The sequence below is a fragment of the Paraburkholderia sp. CHISQ3 genome (genome assembly GCF_030464945.1).
Lineage (GTDB): Bacteria > Pseudomonadota > Gammaproteobacteria > Burkholderiales > Burkholderiaceae > Paraburkholderia > Paraburkholderia megapolitana.
Genome location: NZ_JALPRG010000013.1, coordinates 1 through 26,385, shown reverse-complemented (window position 1 = coordinate 26,385; position 26,385 = coordinate 1). Strand labels below are relative to the sequence as shown.

General features: G+C 61.0%; 24 protein-coding genes. 17 read left to right on the top strand and 7 right to left on the bottom strand.

Translation table 11 applies throughout. The features are described from left to right. Nucleotides 1-276 precede the first annotated feature (276 nt). The 3 genes from thrC to M0D65_RS26965 form a co-directional block, all read right to left on the bottom strand. The gene (gene thrC / locus M0D65_RS26975; protein WP_266255319.1) at nucleotides 277-1,740 is read right to left on the bottom strand and encodes a threonine synthase; all 1,464 of its coding nucleotides are present in this window, start codon (nucleotides 1,738-1,740) and stop codon (nucleotides 277-279) included. 9 nt (nucleotides 1,741-1,749) lie between these two features. Continuing rightward, entirely contained in the window at nucleotides 1,750-3,081 is a 1,332-nt protein-coding gene (locus M0D65_RS26970) for a homoserine dehydrogenase (protein ID WP_266255318.1), read from the bottom strand. Between the two features lie 72 nt (nucleotides 3,082-3,153). Then, on the bottom strand, nucleotides 3,154-4,401 hold the full coding sequence (locus tag M0D65_RS26965; RefSeq protein WP_091016879.1) for a pyridoxal phosphate-dependent aminotransferase: 1,248 nt from the start codon (nucleotides 4,399-4,401) through the stop codon (nucleotides 3,154-3,156). A 406-nt stretch (nucleotides 4,402-4,807) separates the two neighbouring features. On the opposite strand from M0D65_RS26965, the gene M0D65_RS26960 reads away from it, so the two are divergent. From M0D65_RS26960 to M0D65_RS26900, 13 genes are all read left to right on the top strand, one after another. Continuing rightward, nucleotides 4,808-5,182 carry an Mth938-like domain-containing protein gene (locus tag M0D65_RS26960; RefSeq protein ID WP_091016402.1) on the top strand — a complete coding sequence of 125 codons (375 nt, stop codon included), beginning with the start codon at nucleotides 4,808-4,810 and terminating at the stop codon, nucleotides 5,180-5,182. A gap of 258 nt (nucleotides 5,183-5,440) precedes the next feature. Then, nucleotides 5,441-7,123 (top strand): glycosyltransferase family 39 protein, encoded by a 1,683-nt coding sequence (locus M0D65_RS26955; protein ID WP_266255317.1) that lies wholly within the window; start codon nucleotides 5,441-5,443, stop codon nucleotides 7,121-7,123. 31 nt (nucleotides 7,124-7,154) lie between these two features. Next, nucleotides 7,155-7,526, top strand: coding sequence for an SMR family transporter (locus M0D65_RS26950; RefSeq protein WP_266255316.1), 372 nt, complete (start codon nucleotides 7,155-7,157; stop codon nucleotides 7,524-7,526). 86 nt (nucleotides 7,527-7,612) lie between these two features. Further along, nucleotides 7,613-8,764 carry a DegT/DnrJ/EryC1/StrS aminotransferase family protein gene (locus tag M0D65_RS26945; protein WP_266255315.1) on the top strand — a complete coding sequence of 384 codons (1,152 nt, stop codon included), beginning with the start codon at nucleotides 7,613-7,615 and terminating at the stop codon, nucleotides 8,762-8,764. A 6-nt stretch (nucleotides 8,765-8,770) separates the two neighbouring features. Continuing rightward, nucleotides 8,771-9,799 carry a glycosyltransferase gene (locus tag M0D65_RS26940; protein ID WP_091016393.1) on the top strand — a complete coding sequence of 343 codons (1,029 nt, stop codon included), beginning with the start codon at nucleotides 8,771-8,773 and terminating at the stop codon, nucleotides 9,797-9,799. Continuing rightward, complete coding sequence (locus M0D65_RS26935) at nucleotides 9,796-10,755, top strand: formyltransferase (protein WP_266255314.1); 960 nt, start codon at nucleotides 9,796-9,798, stop codon at nucleotides 10,753-10,755. Before M0D65_RS26940 ends, M0D65_RS26935 begins: the two co-directional genes overlap by 4 nt. After that, nucleotides 10,752-11,795 (top strand): bifunctional UDP-4-keto-pentose/UDP-xylose synthase, encoded by a 1,044-nt coding sequence (locus M0D65_RS26930; RefSeq protein ID WP_091016390.1) that lies wholly within the window; start codon nucleotides 10,752-10,754, stop codon nucleotides 11,793-11,795. The genes M0D65_RS26935 and M0D65_RS26930 overlap by 4 nt, the downstream gene beginning before the upstream one ends. Before the next feature lie 16 nt (nucleotides 11,796-11,811). After that, on the top strand, nucleotides 11,812-12,708 hold the full coding sequence (locus M0D65_RS26925; protein ID WP_266255313.1) for a polysaccharide deacetylase family protein: 897 nt from the start codon (nucleotides 11,812-11,814) through the stop codon (nucleotides 12,706-12,708). A 120-nt stretch (nucleotides 12,709-12,828) separates the two neighbouring features. Further along, entirely contained in the window at nucleotides 12,829-13,290 is a 462-nt protein-coding gene (locus M0D65_RS26920; protein ID WP_091016385.1) for a peroxiredoxin, read from the top strand. 102 nt (nucleotides 13,291-13,392) lie between these two features. Beyond that, nucleotides 13,393-13,524, top strand: a complete 132-nt coding sequence (locus tag M0D65_RS26915; RefSeq protein ID WP_266255312.1) for a hypothetical protein — start codon at nucleotides 13,393-13,395, stop codon at nucleotides 13,522-13,524. A gap of 102 nt (nucleotides 13,525-13,626) precedes the next feature. Continuing rightward, nucleotides 13,627-15,450 (top strand): PhoH family protein, encoded by a 1,824-nt coding sequence (locus tag M0D65_RS26910; protein ID WP_266255311.1) that lies wholly within the window; start codon nucleotides 13,627-13,629, stop codon nucleotides 15,448-15,450. A gap of 211 nt (nucleotides 15,451-15,661) precedes the next feature. Continuing rightward, a complete protein-coding gene (locus tag M0D65_RS26905; protein ID WP_266255310.1) occupies nucleotides 15,662-16,807 on the top strand; it encodes a C40 family peptidase in 1,146 nt (381 codons plus the stop codon). Between the two features lie 95 nt (nucleotides 16,808-16,902). Continuing rightward, on the top strand, nucleotides 16,903-17,709 hold the full coding sequence (locus tag M0D65_RS26900) for an SDR family oxidoreductase (RefSeq protein WP_266255309.1): 807 nt from the start codon (nucleotides 16,903-16,905) through the stop codon (nucleotides 17,707-17,709). 68 nt (nucleotides 17,710-17,777) lie between these two features. On the opposite strand, the gene M0D65_RS26895 is transcribed toward M0D65_RS26900, so the two are convergent. Further along, nucleotides 17,778-18,788 (bottom strand): inorganic phosphate transporter, encoded by a 1,011-nt coding sequence (locus M0D65_RS26895; protein WP_266255308.1) that lies wholly within the window; start codon nucleotides 18,786-18,788, stop codon nucleotides 17,778-17,780. Beyond that, on the bottom strand, nucleotides 18,788-19,414 hold the full coding sequence (locus M0D65_RS26890) for a DUF47 domain-containing protein (protein ID WP_266255307.1): 627 nt from the start codon (nucleotides 19,412-19,414) through the stop codon (nucleotides 18,788-18,790). Before M0D65_RS26890 ends, M0D65_RS26895 begins: the two co-directional genes overlap by 1 nt. A 555-nt stretch (nucleotides 19,415-19,969) precedes the next feature. Between M0D65_RS26890 and M0D65_RS26885 the strand changes: the two genes are divergently transcribed. From M0D65_RS26885 to M0D65_RS26870, 4 genes are all read left to right on the top strand, one after another. Next, a complete protein-coding gene (locus M0D65_RS26885; RefSeq protein ID WP_266255306.1) occupies nucleotides 19,970-20,422 on the top strand; it encodes an AlpA family transcriptional regulator in 453 nt (150 codons plus the stop codon). Then, nucleotides 20,415-20,771: a hypothetical protein gene (locus M0D65_RS26880; RefSeq protein ID WP_266255305.1), complete on the top strand. Its 357-nt coding sequence runs from the start codon at nucleotides 20,415-20,417 to the stop codon at nucleotides 20,769-20,771. The genes M0D65_RS26885 and M0D65_RS26880 overlap by 8 nt, the downstream gene beginning before the upstream one ends. After that, nucleotides 20,771-21,853: a hypothetical protein gene (locus M0D65_RS26875; RefSeq protein ID WP_266255304.1), complete on the top strand. Its 1,083-nt coding sequence runs from the start codon at nucleotides 20,771-20,773 to the stop codon at nucleotides 21,851-21,853. The genes M0D65_RS26880 and M0D65_RS26875 overlap by 1 nt, the downstream gene beginning before the upstream one ends. A gap of 655 nt (nucleotides 21,854-22,508) precedes the next feature. Beyond that, nucleotides 22,509-23,618: a phage/plasmid replication protein, II/X family gene (locus M0D65_RS26870; RefSeq protein ID WP_266255303.1), complete on the top strand. Its 1,110-nt coding sequence runs from the start codon at nucleotides 22,509-22,511 to the stop codon at nucleotides 23,616-23,618. Between the two features lie 137 nt (nucleotides 23,619-23,755). On the opposite strand, the gene M0D65_RS26865 is transcribed toward M0D65_RS26870, so the two are convergent. Beyond that, the gene (locus M0D65_RS26865; RefSeq protein ID WP_266255302.1) at nucleotides 23,756-24,946 is read right to left on the bottom strand and encodes a hypothetical protein; all 1,191 of its coding nucleotides are present in this window, start codon (nucleotides 24,944-24,946) and stop codon (nucleotides 23,756-23,758) included. 484 nt (nucleotides 24,947-25,430) lie between these two features. Next, entirely contained in the window at nucleotides 25,431-26,141 is a 711-nt protein-coding gene (locus tag M0D65_RS26855; RefSeq protein ID WP_266255300.1) for a hypothetical protein, read from the bottom strand. Nucleotides 26,142-26,385: the final 244 nt, after the last annotated feature.

Sequence of the window (26,385 nt, the reverse complement as noted above, 5' to 3'; positions counted from 1 at the left end):
GCGGGAGGCGCCGAAGACGTAGGGGTGGACATCGATCGGAGATAGGCGGGGACTGAAAGAACCATTGTAGCGGTCGACGGCGTAAGGCGGGAGCGATGCGCGTTATGCGCGCGTTTTGTTGTGTCGGCGACTGCCGGGATTGAAAGGTGCGAAGATCGCCACTCAAACGACAAGGCGGCCATGACGCGCTCCCTTGGGACAGGAATCGCATCAAGACCGCCTGAACCGCCTATGCCGCTATCGACAAACCAGCGAGCGCACCCCGAGTGCGCCCAGTCAGTCGCCTGTATGCGCAGCCACAAAGTCCTTCACGCGCTGCGCGTCCGCCGGCAGCACTTCGAAACGCTGCGGCAGCGCCTCGAGCCCCGCGAACGCCGCCGGACGTTCCGGCTCGCGCAGCAATGCTTCGCGAATCGTTTCGCCGAACTTGATCGGCTGTGCCGTTTCCAGCACGATCATCGGAATGCCCGGCTGCAGATGTTCGCGCGCAACCTTCAGACCGTCGGCGGTATGCGTATCGATCATCGTGTCGTAACGCTCGAACACATCGCGAATCGCGTCGACACGATCCGCATGGCTGCTGCGTCCCGACACGAAACCGAACTGCTGCACGCGCGCGAAGTCGCCGCTCGCCGCCAGATCGAAGCCGCCCTTCTCTTCGACATCGCGGAACAGCTGCAGTACGCGTGCCGGATCGCGACCGAGCAGATCGAACACAAAACGCTCGAAGTTCGACGCCTTCGAAATGTCCATGCTCGGGCTGCTCGTGTGATACGTCTCGGCGGCCTTGCGCACCCGGTAGATGCCCGTGCGGAAAAATTCGTCGAGCACATCGTTCTCGTTGGTCGCGACGACGAGCTTTTCGATCGGCAGGCCCATCATCCGCGCGATATGTCCCGCGCAGACGTTGCCGAAATTACCCGACGGCACCGCGAACGACACACGTTCGTCGTTCGATTGCGTCGCGGCGAAGTAGCCCTTGAAGTAGTACACGACCTGCGCCACCACGCGCGCCCAGTTGATCGAATTGACCGTGCCGATCTTGTACTGCGCCTTGAACGCGTGATCGTTGGACACCGCTTTCACGATGTCCTGGCAGTCGTCGAACACGCCTTGCACCGCCACGTTGAAGATATTCGGGTCCTGCAGGCTGTACATCTGCGCGGTCTGGAACGCGCTCATCTTCAGATGCGGCGACAGCATGAACACGCGCACGCCTTGCTTGCCGCGCATCGCGTATTCGGCGGCGCTACCGGTATCGCCGGAAGTCGCGCCGAGAATGTTCAGCGTTTCGCCGTGCTTCGCGAGCGTGTACTCGAACAGGTTGCCGAGCAACTGCATCGCCATGTCCTTGAACGCAAGCGTCGGCCCGTTCGACAGTTCGAGCAGCGACAGCGTTGCGCCGTTTTCGACACCGAGCGTTTTTAGCGGCGTGATCTGCGCGGCGAGTGCGCCGGATGCATCGTCGTCGCGCACGTTGCAATACGTCTGCGCCGTATAGGTACGGCGCGTGAGCGCACGCAGATCTTCGGCCGGAATGTCGTCGCTGAATTTAGAGAGGATCTCGAACGCGAGGTCCGCATACGACAACGCGCGCCAGCGCGCCAGTTCGTCGGCGGACACGCGCGGATAGTCCGCCGGCAGATACAGGCCACCGTCTTTCGCGAGACCGCCGAGCAGGATGTCCGAAAACGTGTGGCGTTCGCCGGCACCGGCGCCGCGGGTGGAAATGTAGTTCATCAGTCTGGCCTAGTTCAGTGCTTCCATACGGAGCTTGGTCACGTTCGATACCACCGTCGGCAACGCCTCGATGCTTGCGATCGCGGCATTGATATTCTTTTCGACCGTTTCGTGCGTGATCAGCATGATGTCGGTTTCGCCCGCGTGGGACGCATCGACCCGTTCCGATTCTTTTTGCAGCAGCGCATCGATCGAAATGCCGCGGTCGGCGAGGATTCGCGTGACATCGGCCAGCACACCGGTCACGTCGGCCACACGCAGACGCAGGTAGTAGCCGCTCGTTATTTCGTCGATTGGCAGGATCGGTGTATTCGACAGGCGGTCCGGCTGGAACGCCAGATGCGGCACGCGATGTTCCGGATCGGCCGTATGCAGCCGCGTCACGTCGACCAGATCGGCCACCACCGCCGATGCCGTCGGCTCGGCGCCCGCGCCCTTGCCGTAGTAAAGCGTCGTGCCCACCGCGTCGCCATGCACGACGACCGCGTTCATCGCCCCCTCGACATTGGCCAGCAGACGTTTGGCGGGAATCAACGTCGGATGGACGCGCAGTTCGATACCGCGGTCCGAACGACGCGCGATGCCAAGCAGCTTGATCCGGTAGCCGAGTTCTTCCGCGTAACGGATGTCGATCGCGGCCAGTTTGCTGATGCCTTCGATATACGCCTTGTCGAACTGCACCGGCACACCGAACGCAATCGCGCTCATGATCGTCGCCTTGTGCGCGGCATCGACACCTTCGACATCGAAAGTCGGGTCTGCTTCCGCATAACCGAGTTCCTGCGCGGCCGTGAGCGCGGTCGCAAAGTCGAGACCGCGGTCGCGCATCTCGGACAGGATGTAGTTGGTCGTACCGTTGATGATGCCCGCGATGTACTGGATGCGGTTCGCGGTAAGCCCTTCGCGCAGCGCCTTGATGATCGGGATGCCGCCCGCAACGGCCGCCTCGAACGCGACCATCACGCCGTTGGCCCGCGCGGCTTCGAAGATCTCCGTGCCGTGCACCGCGAGCAGTGCCTTGTTGGCCGTGACGACATGCTTGCGGGCCGCAATGGCGCGCAGCACGAGTTCGCGTGCGAGCCCTGTGCCGCCGATCATTTCCGCGACGATCGAAATGGACGGGTCGTCGACGACCGCGTTGAAGTCGTCGGTAATCGCGACGCTACCGGCTTCGCTGCCAAGCGCAGCCGCAGCCTTCGCCGGATTGCGCACCGCAATGCGCGCGATCTCGATGCCGCGACCCGCGCGACGTTTGATTTCTTCCTGATTGCGGCGCAATACCGTAAAGGCGCCGCTGCCCACCGTGCCGAAGCCCAGCAGTCCAACTTTGATCGGTTCCATGCAGCGTGTGTGCTCGAGTAATGAATTAAGGGAAACCAGGCAGACAGAACGAACGTTCCGCCGGCCCCGTCGTCACGCCGCGTGACGCTTGCGATAACCGTCGAGAAAACGCGCGATCCGGTTGATCGAGTCCGCGAGATCGTCGACGTTCGGCAGGAACACGACGCGGAAATGGTCCGGCGTCTTCCAGTTGAAACCGCTGCCCTGCACGAGCAGCACGCGCTCCGCGAGCAGCAGATCGAGAATGAACTGCTGGTCGTTCTCGATCGGATACATCTTCGGGTCGAGCCGCGGGAACATGTAGAGCGCCGCTTCCGGTTTCACGCAGGTCACGCCGGGAATCGCGGTCAGCATGTCGTACGCGAGTTCGCGCTGCCGGTAGAGGCGCCCGCCCGGCAAGATCAATTCGTTGATGCTTTGATAGCCGCCGAGCGCGGTCTGGATCGCGTACTGGCCCGGCACGTTCGGGCACAGCCGCATCGATGCAAGAATGCCGAGCCCTTCCAGATAGTCCTTCGCACGGCGCCGGTTCTCGCCGGTCATGCCCGACACGAACATCCAGCCGGCCCGGTAGCCGCACGAGCGGTAGCTCTTCGACAGGCTGTTGAACGTAACCGTCAGCACGTCGTCGGCAAGCGAGCCGATCGCCGTGTGCTGCTTGCCGTCGTAGACGATCTTGTCGTAGACCTCGTCGGCGAAGATCACGAGGCCGTGTTCGCGTGCGATCGCAATCAGGTCGCGCAACAGTTCGTCGGAGTACAGCGCGCCGGTCGGGTTGTTCGGGTTGATCACGACGAGCGCACGGGTGTTCGGCGTAATCTTCGCGCGGATGTCGTCGAGATCGGGCATCCAGCGGTTGCCCTCGTCGCAGATGTAGTGAACCGGCGTACCGCCGGACAGGCTCACGCCGGCCGTCCAGAGTGGATAGTCGGGCGCGGGCAGCAGAACCTCGTCGCCGTCGTTGAGCAGGCCCTGCAGCGCCATCACAATCAGCTCGGACGCGCCGTTGCCGATGTAGATGTCGTCGAGTTCGACGCCCTGCACGCCTTTTTGCTGCGCGTAATGCATGATCGCCTTGCGCGCGGCGAACACCCCTTTCGAATCCGAATACCCGGACGAGCCCGGCAGATTCAGGATCATGTCCTGGATGATCTCGTCGGGCGCCTCGAAGCCGAACGGCGCGAGGTTGCCGATGTTCAGCTTGATGATGCGGTGACCCTCTTCTTCGAGGCGCTTCGCGTGTTCGAGCACGGGCCCGCGGATGTCGTAGCAGACATTCAGCAGTTTGTTGGATTTAAGAATCGGTTTCACGGCGGGCACTTCATCCAGGTGATTCATCTAGGGTAAGCGTTCAGCGTATCGTTCGGCGAATTGGCCGGGCCAGCTAGCCGGGCATTCCCGAAAGACGGACACAGCGTGAGGAGCGGTGCGCCCAGTGCGCTCGCGGAGGCGCCGGCGGGCGGGTTTGCCGGCATTTTGCGCGCGGCTCGTGACAGCGCAGGTGCGAGGGGCGCCGCGGGGCGGCTAAAAAGCTATAATTTAGCGGATTTTGGCCGACTTCCGCAATGCACCAACCGCATCGGCAAGCCTTTTCGGCCCTGTCCGTGTCCGCTGTGCACGGCTCGCCCGTCCTGTCCCGCTCCGCGCATCCGTGCGTGTACCGCGCGGGTACCGGTTCACGAGCCGCCTCGCGCGCGGCACCTCACGACGATCTCGGAACAGCGATTTGAAATTACATCAGGATTCCAGCGGCGCGCTCAACACCGTCACCGGTTACGGCGCCGACTATGTCGAAATCAATCTCGAGCGCCATCTGGGCAGCATCATCGTGATGCCAGCCGCACCGGTCATCGCATGGCCGGTTTCGTCGTTCGACGCGCTCACTCCCGAACACTTTGCCCTGCTGGTTGAACCGGCCCCGGAAGTCGTGGTGTTCGGCAGCGGCGGCCGGCTGCGCTTTCCGCATCCGCGCCTGACGGCCGCGCTCACCGCGCAGCGCATCGGCGTCGAAACGATGGATTTCAAGGCTGCCTGCCGAACCTACAACATTCTGATGGCCGAGGGCCGCAAGGTGGCGGCCGCGCTGCTGATCGAAGGCTGAATCGGGGCTGAATGGGCCGGTGAGGCCGTGGAGCCTGCCACCGTGCCGCACGAACCCTGACCCGAAGCCCTAAGGCCGGGCTAAGGTCGATGCAGTACACTGCGCGGCTGCGTGCGCCGGGCCGGCTCGCAAGATCGGCGGTACGCGGCGCCCGCAAGCGCGCCGCTCGCACCCGATCATGTGTTTGCGGCCGGTGTCCACGCTTTCAACAACATCCGTACGTCCGCGTGAGGCGGCGTCGACAGAACAGGTAAATTCATGAACGATACGCCGTCGAGGCTACCGCTCAACCGTACGACGATCCTGCTGCTCGTCATTGCGCTCGCTGTCATCTGGTTCGTGCCGCTCGGCTGGCGCCACCTGATCCCGAGCGACGAAGGCCGCTACGCCGAAATGGCTCGCGAAATGCTGGTAACCGGCGACTGGATCACCCCGCGCTACAACGCCTACAAATACTTCGAAAAACCGCCGCTGCAGACCTGGGCGAACGCGCTCACGTTCGCGTGGTTCGGCATCGGCGAATGGCAGGCGCGGCTGTACACGGCGCTGACCGGCTTCGCCGGCGTGCTGCTGATCGGCTTTACCGGCGCGCGTGTGTTCAACGCCGCGACCGGCGTGTTCGCAGCCGTCGTGCTCGCCAGCTCGCCGTACTGGAACCTGATGGGCCACTTCAACACGCTCGACATGGGCCTGTCGTTCTGGATGGAGCTGACGCTGTGCGCGCTGCTGCTCGCGCAGCGGCCCAACCTGCCGGGTTCGAGCGCGCGGCTCTGGATGTGGGTGTGCTGGATCTCGATGGCGCTCGCGGTGCTGTCGAAGGGGCTGATCGGCGTGATCCTGCCCGGCGCGGTGCTGGTGATCTACACGCTCGTCGCGCGCGACTGGGCGCTCTGGAAGCGCCTCTATCTGGTGAGCGGCCTGATCCTGTTCTTCGCGGTTGCGACGCCATGGTTCGTGCTGGTCCAGCAGCGCAACCCCGAGTTCCTCAATTTCTTCTTCATCGTCCAGCAGTTCGACCGCTACCTGACGCCCGAGCAGAATCGCCCGGGTCCGATCTACTACTTCGCGGCCGTGATGCTGGTCGGTTTCCTGCCGTGGCTGTCGGTGGCCGTGCAGAGCGTGCGCCATGCGCTGCGCATGCCGCGCCAGCCCAACGGCTTCTCGCCGGCGCTGGTGATGCTCGTGTGGTCGGCATTCATCTTCGTGTTCTTCAGCGTGTCGCATTCGAAGCTCGTCTCGTACACATTGCCGATCGCACCGCCGCTCGCACTGCTGATCGGCATGTATCTGCCTCTCGTGCCGCGCGCGACGTTCCGCCGCCATCTGGCGGGTTATGCGGTGTTTTTCGTCGTCGCCGCGTTCGGTGCAATGTTCCTGTACTGGGCCGGCGATGCGCGCAACCCGAACGCGCTGTATCGCGAGTTCCAGCTCTGGGTGTACGCGGCGCTCGGCGTTGCGTTCGTGCTAACGCTGGTGGCGCTGTGGATCAATCGCCGCAGCCGTGCCGGCATCTTCGGCGCGACCGCGACGTTCGGGCTCGCGTGGCTGCTGTTCGGCACCATCGGCGGTACGGGGCACGAAGTGTTCGGCCGTCTCAGTTCAGGCGCGCCGATCGCGCCGGCCATCAAGGCGGCAATCGCGAAGCTGCCGCCCGACACGCCGTTCTATTCGGTCGACGTGCTCGACCATACGCTGCCGTTCTACATCGATCACACGATGATCATGGTCCAGCACGCGGACGAACTGGCCTTCGGCATCTCGGTCGAACCGCAGAAGTGGGTACCGACGGTCGAAGCATGGATCCTGCGCTGGGAAGCCGACCGCTACGCGTTAGCGCTCATGTCGCCGGCCCGCTACGACCAGTTGCTTGCGCAGCATGTCCCGATGCAGGTCGTCGTGCGCGACCCGCGCCGCGTGATCGTCGAGAAGCCGCAGCCGTAAGCGCCGCCATGTCCCTTTATACGAACCTTCGATGAATCCGATCTCCCTTTTTTGCATCCTTGCTGGCGTCGCGCTGAATGCCTGTGCGCAATTGCTACTGAAGGCCGGCACGAATGCCGTTGGACACTTCGAATTCACCCGTGCGAACATCCTGCCCATTGGCTTTCGCCTCGCGACGCAGTTGCCGATCATCGGTGGCCTCGCCTGCTATGTGGTGAGCGTCGTCGTGTGGGTGGTCGGGTTGTCGCGGGTCGACGTATCGATTGCGTATCCGATGCTCTCGCTCGGCTATGTCGTCAATGCGTTCGCCGCGTGGTATTTATTCGGCGAAGTGCTGTCGGTGCAGCGGCTGATCGGCATCGGCATCATCCTTATCGGCGTGTTCGTGCTGGCGCGTAGTTGAGCACGCACTTGAGCACGAACTGCGCCCTTGCCGGCGCGACTTAAGCATACATATACATTGCAGTCTTTTCATTGAGCGAAGCCTTCATGTCCGAGTCAACCGTCCCGTTTTTGCCGTTCACCCGCCCCGAAATCGATGAAGAAACCATCGAGGGCGTCGCCGAGGTGCTGCGTTCAGGCTGGATCACGACCGGCCCGCAGAACCAGCAGTTCGAGGCCGCGTTATCGGCGTTCTGCGGCGGCCGTCCGGTGCGTACGTTCAACTCGGGCACCGCGACCCTCGAAGTCGGTCTGCGGATCGCGGGCGTCGGCGTGGGCGACGAAGTCATCACGACACCCGCTACCTGGGTCGCGACCAGCAACGTGATCATCGAAACGGGCGCGACGCCGGTATTCGTCGATATCGATCCGCGCACCCGCAACATGGATCTCGATCTGCTCGAAAAGGCCATCACGAGCCGCACGAAGGCGGTCATTCCGGTTTACCTGTCGGGCCTGCCCGTCGATATGGACCGGCTGTACGAGATTGCGCGCGCGCACAAGCTGCGCGTGATCGAAGATGCGGCGCAGGCGTTCGGCTCGACGTGGCGCGGCGAGCGCATCGGCCGGCTCGGCGACATCGTGTCGTTCAGCTTCCATGCGAACAAGAACCTGACTTCGATCGAAGGCGGCGCACTCGTGCTCAACAACGAGGACGAAGCGCTGCTCGCGCAGAAGTACCGGTTGCAGGGCGTGACGCGCACCGGCTACGACGGCATGGACTGCGACGTACTGGGCGGCAAGTACAACCTCACCGATGTCGCAGCACGCGTCGGCCTCGGCCAGCTCAAGCACCTCGAACGCTTTCTCGCGCAGCGCAAGCAGCTTGCGCGCGCCTACTTCGCGGGTCTCGAAGGTGGTGCCGCCGTGCGGCTCGGCATCGGCCTGCCGGTCGCCGACTTCGAGAACAGTAACTGGCACATGTTCCAGATCACTTTGCCGCTCGAGAAACTCTCGCTCGATCGCGCCGGTTTCATGGCGCAACTGAAGGAGCGCGGCATCGGTTCAGGCGTTCACTATCCAGCGATCCACCTGTTTTCGCTGTACCGCGCACGCGGTTTCAAGGAAGGCATGTTCCCGCATGCAGAGCGTTTCGGCGCAACGACGGTCACGTTGCCGCTTTTCACGTTGATGAATGAAGGCGACGTCACACGCGTCTGTCGCGCCGTCAACGAAATTTGCGAACAATACGGAAAATAAGCGGATATGAGTCAAACGCAACCCGAGGTCTCGGTCATCATCCCGGTCTACAACGAGGAGGCCGGGCTCCCCGCGCTGTTTGCCCGGCTCTATCCGGCGCTCGATGCACTCGGCACGCCCTACGAAGTGATCTTCATCAACGACGGCAGCCGCGACAAATCCGCGATGCTGCTCGCCGATGCATTCCGCGCGCGACCCGATACCACTCGCGCGATCCTGCTGAACGGCAACTACGGCCAGCACATGGCGATCCTCGCGGGCTTCGAGCAGTCACGCGGCGAGATCGTCATCACGCTCGACGCCGATCTGCAGAACCCGCCCGAAGAAATCGCCAAGCTCGTCAACAAGATGCGCGAAGGCTACGACTACGTCGGCACGATCCGTATGCAGCGGCAGGACAGCCTGTGGCGCCGCAAGGCATCGCGGGTGATGAACCGGCTGCGCGAACGCATCACGCGCATCAAGATGACTGATCAGGGCTGCATGCTGCGCGCCTACAGCCGTCACATCATCGATACGATCAACCGCTGCGGCGAAATCAATACCTTCATTCCGGCGCTCGCGTACACATTCGCGCAGAATCCGGTCGAAGTCGACGTCGCTCACGAAGAGCGCTTCGCCGGCGAATCGAAGTATTCGCTGTACAGCCTGATCCGTCTGAACTTCGATCTGGTCACGGGCTTTTCAGTCGTGCCGCTGCAATGGCTGTCGTTTATCGGCGTGATCCTGTCGATCGGTTCGGCCGCGCTGTTCGTCCTGCTGCTGATCCGCCGCTTTATCGTCGGTGCGGAAGTGCAAGGTGTGTTCACGCTGTTCGCCATCACGTTCTTCCTGCTCGGCGTGATCATCTTCGCGCTCGGCCTGCTCGGCGAATACATCGGACGGATCTATCAGCAGGTGCGTGCACGGCCGCGCTACCTCGTGCAGACGATCCTCGAGCAGCGCGACGGCGAAGCGGTGGCGAGCGCGCCGCGCCAGTCGTTCGTGCAGGGCGTGCAAGCCGCCCAGGTGCTCGACTCGGAGCCGCCGCGATGAAACCGCGCGCGGTCGTTTTCGCCTATCACAACGTCGGCGTGCGCTGCCTGCAGGTGCTGCTCGCGCGCGGCGTCGACGTCGCGCTCGTCGTCACGCACGAAGACAACCCGCAGGAAAACATCTGGTTCGGCAGCGTTGCGTCGGTCGCCGCCGAACATGGCATTGCGACCATCACACCGGCCGATCCGCGCAGCCCCCAGCTGCGTGCAGCAGTCAGCGCCGCGCGTCCAGACTTCATCTTCTCGTTCTACTACCGCCACATGTTGCCCGTCGATCTGCTCGCGCTCGCCGCGCGCGGCGCGTACAACATGCACGGGTCGCTGCTGCCGAAATACCGCGGCCGCGTGCCGACCAACTGGGCGGTACTGAATGGCGAAACGGAAACCGGCGCAACGTTGCATGAGATGGCCGCGAAGCCCGATGCAGGCGCGATCATCGCGCAGACGCCGGTACCGATCCTGCCCGACGACACCGCCACGCAGGTCTTCGACAAGGTCACCGTGGCCGCCGAACAAACGCTGTGGCGCGTGCTGCCGGCTGTGCTCGCCGGCGAAGCGCCGCATCTGCCCAACGATCTCGCGCACGGCAGCTACTTCGGCGGACGCAAGCCCGAAGACGGCCGCATCGACTGGACACAGCCCGCGCAGCAGGTCTACAACCTGATCCGCGCGGTCGCGCCGCCCTATCCCGGCGCGTTTACCGAGGTCGACACGGCGTCCGGCACCGAGCGCTTCATCGTCGCGCGCGCCCGCCTCACACCGCCGGGCGCCCTCCGCTCAGATTTGCCCGTCGGCCTGCACGTAAGCGATAATGCGCTTTTTGCGATATGCGGCGATGGCCGGTCGATCGCAATCCACGAACTCTGGCGCGAACGGCAACTGCCGCACGACGGCAGCAAGACCGTCGTCACCCCAGCCGAATTTACGCAGCTCACTCACTCCCCCCGTCATTCATGAAAAAAGTCCTGATCCTGGGTGTCAACGGCTTCATCGGCCACCACCTGTCCAAACGCATTCTCGAAACGACCGACTGGGAAGTGTTCGGCATGGACATGCAGACCGAACGTCTCGGCGATCTCGTCAACCACGAGCGGATGCATTTCTTCGAAGGCGACATCACGATCAACAAGGAGTGGGTCGAGTATCACGTGAAGAAGTGCGACGTGATCCTGCCGCTCGTTGCGATCGCTACTCCAGCCACCTATGTGAAGCAGCCGCTGCGCGTGTTCGAACTCGACTTCGAGGCGAACCTGCCGATCGTCCGCTCGGCCGTGAAGTACGGCAAGCATCTGGTGTTCCCGTCGACCTCCGAGGTCTACGGCATGTCCCCCGACGAAGAGTTCGACCCGGACGCGTCGCCGCTCACCTACGGTCCGATCAACAAGCCGCGCTGGATCTATGCGTGCTCGAAGCAGTTGATGGATCGCGTGATCTGGGGCTACGGCATGGAAGGGCTCAACTTCACGCTATTCCGTCCGTTCAACTGGATCGGGCCGGGCCTCGACTCGATCTACACGCCGAAGGAAGGTAGCTCGCGTGTGGTTACGCAGTTCCTCGGCCATATCGTGCGCGGCGAGAACATCAGCCTCGTCGACGGCGGCGCACAGAAACGCGCGTTCACCGATATCGACGACGGCATCGATGCGCTGATGAAGATCATCGAAAACCGCGACGGCGTTGCCTCGGGCAAGATCTACAACATCGGCAATCCGAAGAACAATTTCTCGGTGCGCGAACTCGCCAACAAGATGCTCACGCTCGCAGCAGGCATCCCCGAGTACGCGGAAACGGCCAAGAAAGTGCAGCTCGTCGAGACGACTTCGGGTGCGTACTACGGCGCCGGCTATCAGGACGTGCAGAACCGCGTACCGAAGATCGACAACACGATGCAGGAACTCGGCTGGGCGCCGAAGTCGACCTTCGACGAAGCGCTGCGCAAGATCTTCGAAGCGTATCGCGGCCACGTCGCCGAAGCACGCGCACTCGTCGAACAGTAACCGTCAGAGCGCACTCTTGGCCCGTATCGTTCTGAAGATCGACGTCGACACGCTGCGCGGCACCCGCGAAGGCGTGCCGAACCTTGCGCGTATTTTCGACCGCTTCAAGGCGCGCGCCACTTTTCTATTCAGCCTCGGACCCGACCACACCGGCTGGGCGATGCGGCGCGTGCTGCGGCCGGGTTTTCTGCAGAAGGTGTCGCGCACGTCGGTGGTCGAGCATTACGGGCTCAAACAACTGATGTACGGCGTGTTGCTGCCCGGTCCGGACATCGGTGCGCGCGCGGCGTCGAACATGCGCGCGATCCACGAAGCCGGCTTCGAATGCGGCATTCACACGTGGGACCACGTGTACTGGCAGGACAACGTTCGTACCCGTACACGCGAATGGACCGTCGCGCAGATGCAGAAGAGCCATGCGCGCTTCGTCGAGATATTCGGTACGCCGCCCGTCACGCACGGCGCAGCAGGCTGGCAGATGAACGGCCACGCGTTCGAGCAGATCGACGCGTGGGGCATGCGCTACGCGTCCGATGGGCGCGGCCATACGCCGTATTTTCCGGTGGTCGACGGCAAGACGTTGAACCATGTGCAGATGCCGACCACACTGCCCACGCTCGACGAAGTGCTCGGCGTGGACGGAGTCGACACCGACACGGTGGCCGCATGGCTGCTCAAACGCACCGAAAACAATCCGCACGATCAGGTCTTCACGCTGCATGCGGAGCTCGAAGGACAGAAGCTCGCACCCATCTTCGAACAACTGCTCGACGGATGGCGCGCGCAGGGCCATACGTTTGCCACGATGGGCGACTATCATGCCGCGCTGGACCGCGACTCGCTGCCATCGTACCCTGTCACGTGGGGTGAAATTCCCGGCCGCTCCGGCGAACTGATTGTTCAGCCCGGCTGATCGACCAAGCGTCAGTTCGGCCAGCTGTCCGCCACCGGGCTTGTCCTCCCCGCCTCGATGCTCAGGTCCAGTGGTGTCGCACTCAGACGACGGCGCAGACCATAACAAACGGAGAACCTCGTGCCCATCGCAGTCGACCAACCCGTCCCCGACTTCACCGCACCGGCAACCGGCGGAGATTTCACGCTGTCCGGTCTGCGGGGCAAAAAGGTGGTGCTGTATTTTTATCCGAAGGACAACACGCCGGGCTGCACGACCGAAGGTCTGCAGTTTCGCGATCTGTACCCGAAGTTCAAGAAGGCCGGCGCGGAGATCGTCGGCGTATCGCGCGACAGCGTTCGGTCGCATGACAACTTCAAGGCGAAGCTGGAATTGCCGTTTCCGCTCGTCTCCGATAGCGACGAAACGCTGTGCGCGCTCTTCAGCGTCATCAAAATGAAGAAAATGTATGGCAAAGAAGTACGTGGAATCGAACGCTCCACGTTTCTGATCGACGGCAACGGTGTATTGCGCCAGGAATGGCGCGGCGTCAAGGTACCAGGCCATGTCGACGCTATTCTGGAGGCTGTACAAGCGCTATGAGGCGCGTTATATTGGGCTGCAATGAGTGCCTGTCTACCCCATTCTCTTCTCCGCTGCGCCAGGTTTCGCGCTAATCGCGCTGGAATCGCAAGGCGCACCGTGATGATCGAAGTCGAGCCGCTTGTCCCGGTTGCCGGGACGGCGGCTTTTTTAATTGTGCGTAGCCGTTCTTTCATGCGCCAGCGCACTTTCGTCAAGGAGACGATCGAAGACCAGGCGAACCGGCATCTCTAAACCGAAGCGCGCCTCCGGGCGCAAACTGCGTGCGCAGCATGGGCACCGGCAGGATGCGACAGGCGGCGCACGATATGCGACCCGATTTCTTCGAGGGAAACCATGCCTTTGCCTACCCCGCCCAGCAAGCTCGGCAATCTGTTGCCGCCTGACGAATACAAGGCCAAAGCCCAACCGGCCAAATCCGCCAGAAAGCCGGGCAACGCCGCCGAGCCGGCCACGTCTGTGACGTCGGCCGAATATGCTCCGGCGAACGTCGCCGCTCCGATGACTCATGCGGCCAACGCCGCCACCACGTTGCACCCTGTCCCCGCCGCCGCGGCCGAACCGGCCACGCAGGCTCGTGGGAAGAAATCCCGCCAAACCGCTGCCTTGCTGCAACCGGTGCCTGCCGCGCGCCCGGAAGCCGAACCGGTGGTCGAACCCGTCGTCGCGCGCTCGCCCCGGCAACCGGCGGCCGTTGCGCCGACCGCCCGGGCACCGGCCCCGCGCGGCACCGAGAAGAAAAACGGCAAGGCGACTGGCGCAGTCGAAGTCCGCAAGCTGTTCGTACTCGACACCAACGTGCTGATGCACGATCCGACCTGCCTGTTCCGTTTCGAGGAACACGACGTCTATCTGCCGATGATGACGCTCGAAGAACTCGACAACCACAAGAAGGGGATGTCGGAAGTCGCGCGCAACGCTCGTCAGGTCAGCCGCACGCTCGATGCGCTGGTGGCCAACGCGGGCGAGATCTCCGCGGGGATTCCGCTGTCGCGTCTCGGCAGCCGGGAAGCCGCCGGTAACCTGTACTTCCAGACCACGCTGACGCACATCGAACCGGTCGAAGGTCTGCCGGAAGGCAAGGCCGACAACCAGATTCTCGGTGTCGTGCGCGCGCTGCAACGCGACCGCGCGGATCGCCAGGTCGTGCTGGTGTCGAAAGACATCAACATGCGCATCAAGGCGCACGCGCTCAGCCTGCCCGCCGAAGACTACTTCAACGACCAGGTTCTGGAAGACAAGGACCTGCTCTATACGGGTATCCGCGCCCTGCCGCAGGACTTCTGGACGAAGCACGCGAAGGGGATGGAAAGCTGGCAGGACACGAAGACCGGCACGACCTACTACCGGGTGACCGGCCCGCTGTGCGCGTCGATGCTCGTCAACGAGTTCGTCTTTCTCGAACCGCAGAACGGCGAACCGGCGTTCCATGCGCTCGTGCGCGAGCTGAACGGCAAGACCGCGCTGCTGCAGACGCTGCGCGACTACGGCCACCACAAGAACAACGTGTGGGGCATCACGGCGCGTAACCGCGAGCAGAACTTCGCGCTGAACCTGCTGATGAATCCGGACATCGATTTCGTCACGCTGCTCGGCCAGGCAGGTACCGGCAAGACGCTGGTCGCGCTGGCGGCCGGTCTTGCGCAGGTGCTCGACGAGAAGCGTTACAACGAGATCATCGTCACGCGCGCCACGGTGCCGGTCGGCGAAGACATCGGCTTCCTGCCGGGCACCGAGGAAGAGAAGATGCAGCCGTGGATGGGCGCATTCGACGATAACCTCGAAGTTCTGCAGAAAACCGACGATGCCGCCGGCGAATGGGGCCGCGCCGCCACCCAGGAGCTGATCCGCTCGCGCCTGAAGATCAAGAGCATGAACTTCATGCGCGGCCGGACCTTCGTCGACAAGTACCTGATCATCGACGAGGCCCAGAACCTGACGCCGAAGCAGATGAAGACGCTGGTCACACGGGCCGGTCCCGGTACGAAGATCATCTGCCTCGGCAATATTGCGCAGATCGATACGCCGTACCTGACGGAAGGCAGTTCGGGGCTCACGTACGTGGTCGATCGGTTCAAGGGCTGGGCGCACAGCGGTCATGTGACACTCGCCCGCGGCGAGCGCTCGCGGCTGGCCGATTACGCGTCCGACATTCTGTAGTCGCAGCTGGAAAGCCATGCAAAACCGCGCCCGGTGTGATGCCGGGCGCGGTTTTTTTCGTTTACAGCCGCCCATTTGAGCAACCACCGAGCAACACTTAGCGCGTAAACTTCAAGTAATTTATCAACTTTTCTTGCCGGAGCCGCCCCGGACGGGCTACCATCCGCTCATCGTCCGCCTTAAGCGAGCGTTTAGCTCGCCCGTGCTTTTCATGCGCCGACTCGGATTTTCGCTGCTGATCGTCGTGCTGCTCGCCGCGTGCTCCAGTGCACCGCAGCGGATTTCGCGCAGCCCATCCAGTGCGCCGGTAGCCGGCAACGCCTACCGCACCACCCCGCCCGGCTTTCCTAATTTCGTCGATCACAGCGTCGGACGTGAGGAAATCTCGATCCAGGCGATGAGCCTCGTTGGCATTCCGTACCGCTGGGGCGGTAACACGCCGGAGGCCGGATTCGATTGCAGCGGGCTGGTGCGCTACGTGGTGGATCGGGCCGCCTCGGTGAATCTGCCGCGCACGACCGCCGACATGAGCGGCCGCGGTGAAACGATCGAGCCCGACGAAGTCGCGCCCGGCGACCTGATTTTCTTCAATACGACCGGCCGGCCGCATTCGCATGTGGGCATCTATGTCGGCAAGCTGCGCTTCGTCAACGCGCCGTCGACGGGCGGCACGGTGCGCATCGATTATCTGACCAATCCGTACTGGGCCAAGCGCTTCGACGGTATCCGCCGGGTTGCGCCGGCGAAGACCGCGCCGTTCGATACGCCGGTGTATCAGGCGTCGACGGTACCGGAGCGTGTCGCACCGGCCGCACCGGCCACGGTGGCTGCCGCCGTGCCGCAAGCGGTCCCGCTGGCCGCTGCGCCGACGATGCGTGCCGTGTCCAGCCAGCCGCCGCTGACAGCGAGTGTGGCGCCTACGGCCGCCACGGCGTCCGCATCCGCCGATCCGTTCGAGCCGCCGCCTCCGGGCATGAGTGCCGCGCAGATGCAGGCCCGTGCTGCGGGTGCAGTGACGCCACCAACGGCATCGGCACCGCCGGTTGAGCCTGCTTCGATGCCGAACAGCAACGCAGTGGCCGCCACGGAAACCATTCCTGCTGCCAGCACCGCTGTGCAAACCAATCCGGCGATTGCCACCACACGGCAGTCGGCGGACCCGATCGACGCCGCCGCCGACGCATTCGAGCCGCCTCCACCCTCCTCCATCGCGGTTCGCCAGGCGCAACAGGCGCGCCGGGCCGGTACGGCGGAAAGCGTGCAGATCATGCGCGCATCGACGGCCTCGCGTCCGATCCCAGCCCCCACCCAGACCGGCGACGACCCGATCGCCCGCTTCGCCAACGGCAGCGACTGACACGCAGCCGGCTCCCTGGCCGGCTAGTTCGCGTACGGAGTCATCACAGCTCTGCTATCGTTTTCGTTATTCCCCTCGACTGCGGAGTAACGGCGATGGATCTCGGGCTTGCAAACAAAGTGGTTCTGATTACCGGCGGCAGCAAGGGCATTGGCCTGGCGTGTGCGCGTGCCTTCGCACTGGAAGGCGCCAAAGTCGCGATCGTGTCGCGCGATCCGGCCAATCTCGCGCGGGCCCGCGAGCAGCTCGCGAGCGAAGGGCTGCATGTGCACCTCACGCGCGCCGATCTGCACGACCCGCACAGCGCCGCCGATGTCGTTGAAGATGCGACGACCGCGGTTGGTCCGATCGACATCCTGATCAACAGCGCCGGCGCCGCGCGCCGCTACGATCCAGAATTGCTCGACGCTGACGCGTTCCGCGCGACGATGGAAGCGAAGTACTTTCCCTACATCTACCCGCAGCAGGAAGTGCTGCGCCGGATGGCCGAGCGGGTCAAGAATGGCCAGGCGAAGGAGCCTGGCACGATCGTGAATATCATCGGGATGGGCGGCAAGGTCGCGAGCGATATTCACATCGCGGGCGGCGCGGCGAATGCCGCACTGATGCTCGCGACTGTCGGGCTCGCGCATTACTACGCGCGCTACGGCATCCGGATCAATGCGATCAACCCGGGCGCCACGCTGACCGAGCGGGTCGAGGAGGTACTGAAGATGGACGCCGACAAGCAAGGCATCGAGGTCGCCGAAGCCCAGGCGCGCAGCGAAGCACGTGTGCCGCTCGGACGCTATGCGAAGCCGGAGGAAATTGCGGATGTCGCGCTGTTTCTGGCGAGCCGCCGCGCGAGCTATGTGACCGGTGCAATCGTGCCGATGGATGGCGGGAGTACGCCGCTCATCTGATGTCGATGATGGCCGGCGCCCTGGACAGGACGCCGGTCCGCTACCGCCTTACTGAACCCGCGGGAAACTCACAGCAAACGGTGCCCCAGCCACCACCCGACCGCCGCCAGCAGCGCAGACGCGGGAATCGTCAGCACCCAAGCCCAGACGATGTTGCCCGCAACGCCCCAACGCACCGCACTCAGCTTACGCGTCGCGCCGACACCGACGATGGCCCCGGTAATGGTATGCGTCGTCGACACCGGAATGCCGAGCCACGAAGCCAGGAACAGCGTGATCGCACCACCCGATTCGGCACAGAAGCCGCCGACCGGTTTCAGCTTGGTGATCTTCTGCCCCATCGTGCGCACGATGCGCCAGCCGCCGAACAGCGTGCCGAGCCCCATCGACAGATAGCACGCACCGATCACCCACAACGGCGGCGCGTCGGCGGTACTTGCTGCGTAGCCTGTGGCGATCAGCAGCATCCAGATGATGCCTATGGTTTTCTGCGCATCGTTGCCACCGTGGCCGAGGCTGTAGAGGCCCGCCGAAATGAGCTGTAACCGGCGGAACCGCCGGTCGACCTTGCTAGGCGGCGTGCGGAAGTAGATCCACGAGACCGCCAGCATGAAGAACGAGCCGAGCACGAAACCGAGCAGCGGCGACAGGAAAATAAACGCAACGGTTTTCAGCAGGCCGTCGACGTTAAGCGCGCCCCACCCCGATTTCGCGAGCGCCGCACCGACCAGGCCGCCGATCAACGCATGCGACGAACTCGACGGAATGCCGTAATACCACGTGACGATGTTCCAGCCGATCGCGCCGATCAGCGCGCCGAACACGACGTAGTGATCGACGATAGCGGGATCGATCGTCCCTTTGCCGACGGTCTGTGCGACTTTCAGATGGAAGACGAAATAGGCGATGACATTGAACGCGGCCGCAAACGCCACGGCCTGCTGTGGCTTCAGCACGCCAGTCGACACGACGGTTGCGATCGAATTCGCCGCGTCGTGGAAACCGTTCATGAAATCGAAGACGAGCGCGACGACGACGAGCGTGGCCACCACTCCGATGGCGAGTTGAATCGAATGCATCAGGCGTTTTCCAGCACGATGCCTTCAAGGATGTTCGCGACGTCCTCGCACTTGTCGGTGATCAATTCGAGCAGTTCGTAGACGGCCTTCAGTTTAATCAGCGTCTTGACGTCGTCTTCCTCGCGAAAGAGCTTCGACATCGCGGAGCGCAGCACGCTGTCGGCTTCCGATTCGAGCCGGTCGATCTCCTCGCAGACCTTGAGGATCTGGCTCGCCTGCTTCATGTCGGACAGCATCGCGACCGCGGCCTGCACACGCTCGGCCGTGGCCGTGCAGATGTGCGCGAGCTGGCTCGCTTCGGAGGTGACCGCCTGCACGTCGTACAGCGAAATGGTCGTGGCAACGTCCTCCATCAAGTCGAGGATGTCGTCCATCGTGGTGATCAGCTTGTGGATTTCGTCGCGGTCGAGCGGCGTGATGAAGGTCTTGTGCAGCAGGTCGATGGTTTCGTGCGTGAGCTTGTCGGCGGCTTTCTCGGCTGTTTGCACGTTCTGCTTGTGAATCTCCGCGTCAGCGAGATTGTCGATCAGCAGTTCGAGTTCGCGGCTCGCCGAAACGATGTACTTGGCGTGCTCATTAAATATTTCAAAGAACTTGCCCTCGGTGGGCATAAATCGGCTGAACATATGAGATAGATTATCGCAGTTATATTCAATTTAATCAAACAGTTACCGAAGCACCTCACCTCAATTCCGTGTGCCGTACGGAGTTAGTACGGAATTCAGTGTATGTGCATCTAACCGTGACAAATTTGTGATAGCCCGGATTCTATAGGAAAGTGGTAGCGGAAGCGCCATGACTTGCGACGCCTGCGCGGTACCCTGATGCAGAATCCGGGCGCGCCCGAAAACATTGTTCGCCGCCGTGGCGATCAAGCATCCCAAAGCGACAAACCGCCTGACCGCTCCTAGCGATTGATGAGAATCCGTCCGACGGGGACGTTACAGTCTTGGCGGGATTGACTACGTTCGCCCGTGTAGATATGATGGATTGGTTGTGAATGAATATTCACAACGTTTTCCAAGGTGGAGATGGTAGCTGTTCTCCCCTTGGGCAAGTGAACGGGGTTCACCTGCATCTGTTTATGTTTGCGCGTCCAGACGCGCTCGCACACTTGGCCTGCGGCCTTGGGTGCGAAGACAGATCGGTGGACCCTTTCTGCGTCTGGAATTTATTGCGCCTTGCGCGCGCTAACCTTATTCCAGATCGCCATGGGTTCACTAAAATTTTATCCCTCGCCACCGCTGCTCAGCGCGGCCCCGATCGACTGCGACACGGCCGCCAGCATTGCAAGCCCTCCGCAGTCGCCCCACGTCGCGCCTAGCAAAGACTACGTCAATCTTGACGAGTTGCCGCGTCGCATGCGCCGCCGCATCACTCAAAACGGCCGCTTTGCGAATCCCTCGGCTAACGAGTCTGCTGCAACCAACATGATCGCAGTTTCGGATCGCATCATTCGCATGGCGGAGCTGCTCGAAATTCTGCAGATCGGCCGTACGACCGCTTACGAAATGATGAAGCGGGGTTCCCTGCCGCAATCGATCCGAATCGGCGCACGCGCGATAGGCTGGAAGCTCTCGGATATCGAACGCTTCCTCGCCGCGCTCGGCACCACGGAGGCGCACGATGATTAACGAGATCAAAGTCGATGGCGAATCGCTCTCCCGTGACTTAGAAGTAGTTGCGCTCCCGGCATCGGTATCTGAACGGGTGCCGGACGATGACGAGGCCATTACAAAACTCGAGGGCAACTGTGCGATGCAAGCAGCGTCTACGCCTGCGATTGAAGTAATTTCGACGCTGAGTGCTTGCGCATCGGCAAAACGCGCGCACGCGGTGCCGGTGAATGCTGGCACACCTGCCGACCCGGTGATCGCCCATGTTGCGCAAGGCCAGATCACCGCAATCGGCATCTATAACGTGCCGCACAGTTCGAAGCTGTCAGCCACCCAGCAGCTTCTCGCTTCGGTGGAGGGCAAGTAATGCCGATTTCTCGTTCAACTACCGTGAGCCGCCAGCGATCGACTGCCAGCAAAACTTCCTCGCCTTCGGCAAAGGCGCGGAAGAACATGGCCGACAGCGCACGTGCAGTAATTCCCGCCTTCGATTGTGGAGTCATAGTTGTCCAAGTCCTCGACCCGTCCTTACTGTCGTATGCGCGCGCAGCCATCGAGCAGCGTGTGCGCGAAAAGCAGAATATCGCGGACCGCATAATTCCGGCGGTTACCGGGTTGACCTCGTTGTATGGTCGTGCAGCTACGCATGAACTCGCGATGGCTCGCCTCCTCAGTGAAACCGACAACGAGCTACCGTCAACTGCCACCGTACGCCATCGCATTGAAGCGATTGGTAGCACCACCGATATTGATTGCCTGTCCAATGAAGGCAACCATCTTCTTTTTTCGCACGTCGATCGCGGTGGCTGCGTTACGCTAGAGCAGACGCTCCCTAAGAAGTTGCAGGAAGAAACAAAGGAGATGCTGCTGCGGCTGGAAACGAAGGCGAAACAGGAGGGTGTTGTCGTCCTCCTGTTCTTGCACGGACCGCACGGCGACTGCAAGACGTGGCGCGGGAACTACTGTAGCGAGGTCCTTGTGGTCGACGCGTACGAACCGGAACCCGATGCTTCGCTCGGCTTTTCGATCTCCGCAATGTCGCTCCAACGTTCGCATCCTCTGGGCGTTGGCATGGCTTCTTGCAACCTAACGAAAACGGACGATCGGATGCACTTCGATTGGGGCATTTTCATAGCTCCTACCGTTGAAGAGCGCGCCATGTGGTATCTGCATCAGAAGGGCCGCGCGCTCCGGGAGATCGCCCAGATTCTCGGGATTGACGACCACATCAAGGTCTGGAGAGCGCTGAATAAAATTCCGAAGAACATCGGCTCGAATCCTCCTGACGACTGGCACGAGAAATATTCCGAGTGCCTCGGGCTCAACCATGGGGACAGCGAGACTGCGGAAGCGAACACGAATGACGACTCGGAAGCAGAAGCCGATTTCGACGATTGGGACGATCCCCCCACTCCGCCCCCGGTGACTCGCTCTCGCCGCATTGGCTAGTTTGTTTCAGGTGTTGTGGCGTAGAGCAATTGAAGTGTGACACGGGTACCAAGCGTAACAAATGCAACACGCCTCAGATTCGAATTGAGCAAGTGCACCGCCGGAGAGAAAGTCATTCGCTCACTCTCTCCGGCCCCCACCCTGAATCACCACAGTCCCACGCGCACACGCTATTCCCGACTACTCCAACGCAGATCGTGACACGGCCACCGGCTTCATATGTTCGCTGTGCAGTGGCGACGGGGTCTTGATCGACGCCAGTAGGCTGGTGCTAGGTTGAGGCAATCGTTCGATTCAACAACGCCAGTTACCGCTGCCTGACCGTGGTCGTATTGCCACGTACGTGTTCAGCAAGTCCGCAATCTTCAATGAATGACGAGCATTTGCAGCTAGTTCATGGGCCGCCGAAATCTACATTTCTACGTAGATTTCGGCAGGAAAGAGCAGGCGGCGGGATCGACCTCGCCGCCGTGTTCCAATTCCGAGCGCGTTCGATCACCATCCGCATACTAATTCATACTGTCTATATATCTATGGTCATCCTCTACTCCGAAGAATTTTAGACAAAGTGCCGATTTCCGAAAATTGTAAAGGTTGAGTGCAGTACATCGCTGCGATATGCAGCTCACAACGCACTCACCTTTTCGGGATCGACATGATCGACTTACTTGATATCGAAATTTCACATCCACACCGCGCATTCGGCAACAAGCGGATCAAGGTTTCCGACAACCGGCCTGCAACAACAAGCCGTTTCAGTTCCGCCGTACAACTCGTACCAAACGGAGCCAGAATCAATGCCACCTCGCTGCGGAAAGGCACCGCAATCAGCATCAAATGCAATCCGCTGAAAGTGCTGCAGGGGCACAACGTGTTCGGTACGAACAATCTTCGTACACTCGCAGCGGAAATCATCGTCCGCGTTCTCGATCACCTGAACATCATCTACGCTGATGACGATGTTGCTGCTTGGGTCGCAGGAGAGTTCGACATCCATGCCGTCGATATCACTCATCGCTATCGGTTGCCTGAGAACGTGACCGTCTTCGAAATTCGCCAACACATGATCCGCAATATGGCATTCGATCAATATCGACCGAGTGTGTTGCGTGAAGGCGAAGGTGTTCGGTTCAACGCATCGTCAAGCTACGCCGGCTGGATAATCTACGACAAGCGTAAGGAACTCGAAGACAAGCGTCACCATGCCTATCCCGCTCTCGGTGCGCTTCTCGGCGAGCAGGCGGATGAAGTGTGGAAGTGTCTGTTGGTTACAGCAAAAATGAGCGCTCGCGTAGAGCTGAAGCTTGGAAAGAAATATCTGGAGCAGCGCGGGCTGAATCGCGGTTCTGCGTGGACGTTGCCCACGGCAAATGAAATATACGATCGCGAGCTTGCGGCGCTGCGACTGGAGCGTCACAACCCGATGAATGTGCTGCGTGATTCGATATCGGCCGTCACCAACCCTACGCATCGACGTACGCTCGAAATGTGGGCATCAGGAAGTAATCTGAAGACGCTGTTCAGCAGGGGTTCGCTGGCGGTACATCGAAAAGCGATCATTGATGCCTGCGGTATCGATGTAGAACGCGATGTGCCTGCGATTGATCCGCTGCCGGTGTCGCAGATGTTTGATGTGAGCAACCGCCTGGAAGGTGCGCCGAACTGGGCTCGGCAGTACCCGCGTGCTTACGTTCGTTTCGGCGCGGCATCACAAGCAGTCCAACACCGTGCCATCACAAATCGCAAGTCACGGTGGGGCGATTAAAAGCGCATCGTCAAAAAGGTGCAAGAGATGGATCGCTAAGGTGCGATCCATCGGCGTCCGAATGTCGAACCTGTCAGCAATGCAAGGCACTGGTCATCGTTGCTCAATGAGCCGTACCTCAAGGCGACGGCCGTTTGCTAACTACCGTCGTTACCGGGGAACATTTCCGGCATCATCAGATGGGGGCATTCACGCATGCTTTTTGCCACCGCCTGAAACTGATGGAATTGCTGCAGTTTCTCTTTGTATTGAGAATCGGTCTGCGGAACATCGAAGTCTTTGTCGTCCGTCGAAAGCGCTTTTCCGACCTTCAACATATAGGAATAACTGCCGTGCAGAGCTGCGAAAACGTAGGCGGGATTAACGTCGCTGCTATGGCCATCCATCCCCGTGGCCATTACGTCGTCAATATACTTGCCATACAGAACTCCAGCCTTAAGCGACTGTAACCATTCCTTGAGCTGAAGCCAGCGCCACGCAAGTGCAAGATTGCCATTGTGACGGACGTTGATTTCGGTATCGAGTTCAAAATAAATGAATTGCCGTGCTTGCCAGTTCCCCTGTCTTCCAGCGTCAACAAGGCCATCCCAGGCTCGCCGTTGCTCTTCGTCGGACACCCCTCGGCGCTGACTCTTTACATAGGCAGTTACCGCAGCAGCATCAGGCACCGGAGCAAATTGGCCGGGTGTCTTGCACTCAAATGTGAGGATCGTCTGGTACGAATCGTCGAAGTGATCTAGATCACCCTTCATCCGGTCGTAGACGGCATCCAGACGTTTCTTGAACGCATCCTCCGACCATTCCGGAGGCAATTTCCCAAGCCAAGACAACTCATCGTCGTTGGCTACGGCGGTCTTGTGATACCGCTCAAGCCGGTCCTTCTGCACTTGTTGATCTTGCGATTCCTGAAGCGTCTTTTCTTTCTGCTGTGCGGCAACACTTTGCGCATCGTCAAAACCATCGTGCTGCGTGGTCTTGATCAATTTCGCGCATGTCTCCAGGTTCTGTGACCAGCATCGGGGTTCGACTCGCATATCCCAACGCGCGTTGGCATTTTCAAGCGCATAGTCGCTGGTCCCTGGAGCCTGTGATACCGCCGCGTATCCTCTTTCATCAGTAATCCCGTTGTTCAGTACCCGTCCGTCTTTGGTGACCCACTCATAGGGTTCGCTGGCAAGAGGAACACTGCAATCGGCGATTTCACACATTCTCAGCTTGTGGCTGGAAGACGCGGCGTTCTGTCCACCATCACTTGCCATGGCCACATGTGTGTAGATACCAGCAGTAAAAAGAACCAGCATGCTGCTGGCGATAAAGCGACTGTGCATTTCTCCCCCTGTCTGCAGAAAGTATTAGAAGTGCCGTCTTTCACCCCGTCGTAATCTCATCCAGAAGTGGCTCACGCAACGGTCGATCAAACACAAGGATCGGGACCGGCCCAGTAAGCGGCATGAAATTCTGGCGCACGGCGTCTAGTTTCGCGAGGCACCAAAAAACTACCCCGTAACTACAGTATCCGAAGGTTCCGGATACGGCCAATGTTTGGAGACCTCTGCCGTATCAGCCCGGTGAGGTACTCCGGCAGCATCGCCCGTGGGATTGTCGCCGGCACATCGATAACGACCTGCGATGGCACCTGAGAGATAAACTGGTCGGGACGATCAGCGAAACTGTGCTCGTATGAGATGCGGTAGTCCATGGTGGCCTAGTTTCATTTTGTATTCGAAAGCGTGGCAGAAGTTTAATCTGCGGCGGTGCGCTCGTCAGTAGAATCGTCTGCCGCCCCTTCGGGGGTGCGGCAAGAAACCTGGACTACCCGGAACTTGCACAGGAGCGTCCCGGCGTGGACCAGACGGCATCGGCCCCCGAACTCGCGACAGGCGAGTCCTGTCGCGAAGCCAGGTACTGACATCGTGCATCTTGCGTCCACATGTCGATGCGTACATCGAAACATCGATCGTTCTCATAGCGCCGCTCGTCCATACGTCTCGCGGCAAAATCAGGAGCGTCATCGTCCTTGAGATAAGCATTACGGTCCATGAGTGCCATAGCAAGATGACGGCACATCTCACGCCGGGCCCAAGGGCTGGCATCATCCATCAGCGCTGCAAAATGTTCTGGCGAGAATGCCAGGTAGCGGACGTTGAACTGGTCATCGGGACCAAGCCGTAGCATCCAGTCGGTTGAGAGGGGTGGCAGCTCGCTGTCTTCGTTGTCGTACCTCACCTGATGCACGCTGCCGTCGTTCGTTTTCAGCTCGACCCGGAAATTCGACCATCCCGCGTGGCGATCGCCATAGGTTCCCACTACCCTCGCCGTCCCAGGCCGCCCCCAGTTCACGAGGACAAAGTTGGGAAGCGGTGTTGAGAAAACACAAAAGACAAACGCTGCAAGGGTCCACAACCCGACGAAGCGGGCTCCGGACCGCCCTCTCATCACTTCAATAACGAGAGCGACAGGAATGAGGACCCATCTATACCTTGCAAGAATAAAGAGAATATAGACGGCTGTGTCCTGAAGCATCGATATCACCCTTGTGGAAAACGGCTTTCAGCGGTACCCAGTTAGCTGGTTTGGGCGTACCTGTTACAACTAACTGTGATGATAGACCGTCGGCGTTTCTCACAGGGGGTTGTTCGTTGATCAAATACGCTGCGCGCTCGACGGGCGATACCAATTGGACCAGATGCTTACGCATTAGGGGGTTGTAAGCCAATACTGTTCGGTTAGATATTTTTAGGCATCCGCCATGATGCCGATAGCGGTT